Genomic DNA, 3,979 nt, shown 5'->3' with positions numbered 1-3,979 from the left:
CGTCGGCGGCCGTGAGCCCGCCGGGCAGGGCGAGCAGCCGGGTGCGGGACGGGGGCACCGCGGGACGGCTCTCCGCCGGCAGCCCCTCCGCGGGCCGCGACGCGGGCACCGCGGGCCTGCCCGGGGCCGTCCGGGCGGCGGTGCTCCGGGCCTCCGTGACGGCCGCCAGACGCTCGCGTACGGCCTCCTCTGCGAGTGTCCGGCAGCGGTCGAGCAGGGCAGCCGCGCGCGGGTTGCCGCGCAGGGCGCGCAGCGCCGCGAGGTCGTCGGCGCCCGGCCGGTACCCGCTGGGGAGCACGTCTTCGAGGAGCTCCAGATACCCGGCCGCGGTGCCGGGCAGCGCCGCCCGGTAGCGCGCGAGATCGGCCACCAGGAAGGCGCGCAGCCGGGCGCCCTCGCGCACCGCCTCGTCGATGTCGTCGGCGAGGCGCACGCAGGACTGCACGGTGTGGTCGTCAAGGGCACGAACGGTACTGGGGTGCAGGGCGTGGGCCAGAGCACGGCGGAGCACTCGCAGCTCCTGCGCACCGAAGGCCATGCCGCCCCGGGATCCGTATGGCGTGGGCATGGGGTGACGATACGCGCAAGGCGAACAAAATCCTCTTAACGGACACCCGTCGGGGTGGCGGGTCGGTCCGGACGGCGCGGGTCGGTCCTGACGGCGCGGGTCGGTCCTGACGGCGTGGGTCAGTCCTGACGGCGTCGCGTCGTCGCGAAGGCGACCGCCCCCACCCCAAGGGCGCCCGCCGCTCCGGCCACGATCCACGGCACGATCCCGGCGCCGGTGTCCGCCATGCGCCCCGAGGGGGCCGGTGTGGACGAAGGCCGGTCCGGTGTGGACGCGGGCGACGGGGTCACTGTGGACGCGGGTGCGGTCGGTGTCGGCGACGACGTGGCGGGCGACGATGCGGCCGGACCGTCGGCCGTCGCCGCTGTCACGGGCGAACCAGCCGGACCGTGCGCCGCCGCTGTCACGGGCGCCGCTCCTCCCGTCAGCGCCACCACCGCGAACGCCGTCACGACACCCCGCCGTGTCTTGCCCCTCATCCGCCCCACACTCATCAGACACCCGCACCAGACACCCGGTCAGAACCCCTCGCAGCACAGACTGTTGGAGGGGGACCCAGGTTGTCCCGCGGAAGCGAAAAGTTGGCGACGAGCAGCGCCCCGCGGCGCGAAATGCGCGCCCGGCCGGGGATATGACACAGGCTCTCAGCCGCGCGACACGTTCCGTTCGTAGACGAGCCGCAGCCCGATCAGCGTGAGCCACGGCTCGTGCTCGTCGATGACGGACGCCTCGCCGAGCACCATCGGCGCGAGCCCGCCCGTCGCGATCACGGTCACGTCCTCCGGGTTGCCGCCCGGTCCCGCCAGCTCGCGTGCCATGCGCCGTACGACGCCGTCGACCTGGCCCGCGAAGCCGTACAGGATGCCCGCCTGCATGGCCTCCACGGTGTTCTTGCCGATGACGCTGCGCGGCCGGGCCAGCTCGATCTTGCGGAGCTGCGCGCCGCGTACGCCGAGGGCCTCCACGGAGATCTCGATGCCGGGGGCGATGACGCCGCCGGCGTACTCCCCGCGCGCGGACACCGCGTCGAACGTCGTCGCCGTACCGAAGTCCACGACGATCGCGGGGCCTCCGTAGAGCTCGACCGCCGCGACCGCGTTGATGATGCGGTCGGCGCCGACCTCCTTGGGGTTGTCCATGAGGATCGGCACGCCGGTCTTGATCCCGGGCTCCACGAGGACGGCGGGCACGTCTCCGTAGTACCGCCGGGTGACCTCGCGCAGCTCGTGCAGGACGGAGGGGACGGTGGAGCAGATCGCGATGCCGTCGATGCCGTCGCCGAGTTCCTCGCCGAGCAGCGGGTGCATGCCCATCAACCCGTTGAGGAGCACGGCCAGTTCGTCGGCGGTACGGCGGGCGTCGGTGGAGATGCGCCAGTGCTCGACGATGTCCTCGCCGTCGAACAGCCCGAGGACGGTGTGGGTGTTGCCTACGTCGATGGTGAGCAGCATCAGCCGGCGGCCTCTCCGGAGACCGTGGCTTCGCGGAGGTCCAGGCCGATGTCGAGGATCGGCGAGGAGTGCGTGAGGGCGCCCACGGCCAGGTAGTCGACGCCCGTGTCGGCGTACGCGCGGGCGTTGGCCAGGGTGAGGCGGCCGGAGGACTCCAGGAGCGCGCGGCCGGCGACGATGGCGACGGCCTCCTCCGTCTCACCGGGCGTGAAGTTGTCCAGGAGGATCAAGTCGGCGCCGGCGTCCACGACTTCGCGGAGCTGGTGCAGGGTGTCCACCTCGACCTCGACCGGCACGCCCGGGAACATCTCCCGTACGGCCCTGAACGCCTGCGTCACGCCGCCCGCGGCGACCACGTGGTTGTCCTTGACCAGGGCGGCGTCGGCGAGCGACATGCGGTGGTTGACGCCGCCGCCCATGCGGACCGCGTACTTCTCCAGGGAGCGCAGTCCCGGCGTCGTCTTGCGGGTGTCGCGGACCTTGGCCTTGGTGCCCTCCAGGGCGTCCGCCCACGCGCGCGTGGCGGTCGCGATGCCGGACAGGCGGCACAGGATGTTCAGGGCGCTGCGCTCGGCGGTGAGCAGGTCGCGGGTGTGCGACGTGACGCTCAGGAGCACGTCCCCGGCCTCGACCCGCTCGCCGTCCTCGACGTGCCGCTCGACCTCGAACTCGTCCTGGCAGACGACGGAGAGCACGGCCTCGGCGACGCGCAGGCCCGCGACCGTGCCCGCCTGGCGCGCGGTGAAGTCGGCGGTGGCGACGGCGTCTTCGGGGATGGTGGCGACCGTCGTGACGTCCATGGCGTCCGGCGAGAACTCCATGTCCTCGGCGATGGCGAGGTGCGCGATGTCCTCGACCTGGACGGGGTCGAGGCCGGCGTCGGCCAGCATCCGGGCGAGCGTGGGGTCGAGGCCGCACTCCATCGCGTCGGGCGCCGCGCCGCCGCAGCCGCAGGCGTCGCCGCAGCCGCCGGTGCCGTCGGCGAGGGGGAGGTCGGTGGTGCTCACGTCGGTCACTGCTCCTGGGTGCTGGGGAAACGGGCGTTGTCGGTGGTGCGGATGGCGAGGGTCCTGTCCGGATTCAGGCGTATGACGATGTGGCGTCCCCATGCCTCGTCGTCGCGGTCCGCGTGGTCCTCGCGCCAGTGGCAGCCCCGAGTCTCCTCGCGGCGCAGCGCCGCCGCCACCAGAACGCGGGCGACGCACAGCAGATTGGTGGTCTCCCAGGTGTCCACGCCGGGTTCGGCGGTCTTGCCGTGCTCGGCGAGGGCGCGGACGACCGGCTCCGCGCCGACCCTTGGCAGTTGCTGCGCGTCGCCGGGGTGCGGCCCGAGCAGGCCGACGGGTTCGCGCGGGCGCTCCTCGGCCCGGACTGCGGTCCCGGGGACGAGCGCCGGGGCAGCGCCCTCACCGTGTGGCTCTTGGAGCAGGCCGCCCTCGCCGGGCACACGGCCCTCGAATCGGCGGCGCTCACCGCAGCGCTCGGGCAGCGCGGCGTGCCGGAGCCGGAAGACGCGGTGCAGACGGCCATCGCCGAGGGCGACCTACTGGTCTTCCAGGACGCCCTGGACGACATGCCGGGGGCTGCCCCGGCCACGCCCGCCCCGGCCGGCGAGGACACCGAGGACGCCCAGGAGGCGGCGGCTCCGGTCCGTGTCCTGGTCGGCCTCGAGCAGTACGCCATGGCGGAGGAGAGCCTGGCCGACGGCCTCGCCCGGGTCATCAACTCGCTGCCGAAGGACGGCCAGGAGGACGGTTCGGTCCCGACGGCCGCCGACTGGGAATCCGCGGCGAGCCCGAGATCTACACTCTTTCCCTCCTCGGCCCGCCGCCGACCTGATCCGTGCCGTGGCCGGCCACGGCCTCGTGCTGCACACGGGCGGCGAGGCGGCCCGTGCCGAGCCCGCCGCGCTGGTGGCGGCGGCGCGTGCCCTCGGCCTGCGGGTGTGCGCGGCGACGCA

4 protein-coding genes and 1 pseudogene are annotated in these 3,979 nt (G+C 74.0%); 1 reads left to right on the top strand and 4 read right to left on the bottom strand.

Annotated features, from left to right (window positions below; genetic code table 11):
- The 4 genes and pseudogenes from STRAU_RS35955 to STRAU_RS35940 form a co-directional block, all read right to left on the bottom strand.
- The coding region (locus STRAU_RS35955; RefSeq protein WP_259300086.1) for a hypothetical protein at positions 1 to 568 on the bottom strand (568 nt) is incomplete at its 3' end.
- Between the two features lie 644 nt (positions 569 to 1,212).
- Positions 1,213 to 2,019, bottom strand: a complete 807-nt coding sequence (locus STRAU_RS35950; protein ID WP_016645308.1) for a type III pantothenate kinase — start codon at positions 2,017 to 2,019, stop codon at positions 1,213 to 1,215.
- Positions 2,019 to 3,026: a carboxylating nicotinate-nucleotide diphosphorylase gene (gene nadC / locus STRAU_RS35945; RefSeq protein WP_037664174.1), complete on the bottom strand. Its 1,008-nt coding sequence runs from the start codon at positions 3,024 to 3,026 to the stop codon at positions 2,019 to 2,021. Before nadC ends, STRAU_RS35950 begins: the two co-directional genes overlap by 1 nt.
- Before the next feature lie 5 nt (positions 3,027 to 3,031).
- A pseudogene (locus tag STRAU_RS35940) lies at positions 3,032 to 3,289 on the bottom strand (L-aspartate oxidase); the annotation flags it as partial.
- On the opposite strand from STRAU_RS35940, the gene STRAU_RS35935 reads away from it, so the two are divergent.
- Positions 3,275 to 3,979, top strand: a 705-nt coding sequence (locus STRAU_RS35935; RefSeq protein WP_472980062.1) for a helix-hairpin-helix domain-containing protein, incomplete at its 3' end; no start/stop codon positions are given. The pseudogene STRAU_RS35940 and the gene STRAU_RS35935 sit on opposite strands and share 15 nt — an antisense overlap.

Origin of the sequence: Streptomyces aurantiacus JA 4570 (assembly GCF_000414115.1) — a bacterium.
GTDB classification, from domain to species: domain Bacteria; phylum Actinomycetota; class Actinomycetes; order Streptomycetales; family Streptomycetaceae; genus Streptomyces; species Streptomyces aurantiacus_A.
This window is presented reverse-complemented; position numbering and strand designations above follow the sequence as displayed.